Raw genomic sequence first — 1,048 nt, forward strand, 5'->3', positions numbered from 1 at the left:
TGTGCTGGCCGGGTTTGGGTTCCCGCGTGGGTTGGGGTGGAGGGTCGGCCGCCGCGACTTCCTTCGCTGCCCGGGCGGCTGCCACGCCCGGCCGGGTGGGGGCGGGGGGTTGGCCACGCTGAACTTCCCTCGCTGCTCGGGATCCCATTGCCGGGCCTGCGCCTCCGTGCGGGTTGGAAGTGGGAGTGTCGGCCGCCGTCAACCCCTCTGCTGGCCTTGGCCCGTAGGTGGCCACGCCGACGTCCGGCGCTACGTGGGCTCGCTTCCACGTCCGCGTCCCCGCCTGGGCCGGAGTGGGAGGTCGGGCTCGGGGTGCCTGAGGGGGAGGGGGCTGTCTCCTGGTGGGGTCGGGGCGTGGTGCTGCTGCCCTTCGGCCTCTTCTCGCGTGGGTGGAGTGGGAGGTCGGTCGGTCCGGCCTCCTGTGTTGGCCGGGTGCCGTTGCCGTTCTGGGGGCGCGCTGGTGTGGGGGGTATGACTTTCGGCAGATACGGGGGGTGGGTGGGGTCCGTAGGGTCGGGTGGGTGTGGAGAGAACGGTGGGTGGAGTGGGGGCTGCTCGGGGTGGCGGCCGGGGGGCTCGGGTTGAGTGCGGTGTCGCTCTGGTGGGTGCTGCCGGGGGTCGGGGCGGCGTTCGCGGCCGGGGTGCGGATGGCGCGGGTGCGTCCGGCGGCCGTGTTGCTGGCGGTCCTGGTCGCGGCGGTGACGCTGCTGGCCGTCACCGTGCCGGCCTGGGCGGAGCGGGCGACGTCCGTGGTGTCGGTCCTGGTCTGCGCCGGGATGGGGCCGTGGATGGTGGGCCGGTTCTGGCGGCAGTCGCAGGAACTGGTGCGGGCCGGCTGGGAGCGGGCGGAGCGGGCCGAGCGCGAGCAGCGGCTGGTCGCCGAGCAGGCGCGGCTGCGTGAGCGGGCCAGGATCGCCCAGGACATGCACGACGCCCTCGGCCACGACCTGAGCCTGATCGCCCTGCGCGCCGGTGCGTTGAAGCTGGCCCCCGACCTGGCCCCGCCGCACCGTGAGACGGCCCAGGAGATCCGGGCGGGTGCGGCGGC

Annotated in this window: 1 protein-coding gene; it reads left to right on the forward strand. The window is 75.1% G+C overall.

Translation table 11 applies throughout. The features are described from left to right. Window positions 1–521: 521 nt before the first annotated feature. The coding region (locus ABD308_RS15280; RefSeq protein ID WP_344333850.1) for a histidine kinase at window positions 522–1,048 on the forward strand (527 nt) is incomplete at its 3' end.

The sequence above is a fragment of the Kitasatospora putterlickiae genome, assembly GCF_039527695.1.
In the GTDB taxonomy this organism is placed as follows: Bacteria; Actinomycetota; Actinomycetes; order Streptomycetales; family Streptomycetaceae; genus Kitasatospora; species Kitasatospora putterlickiae.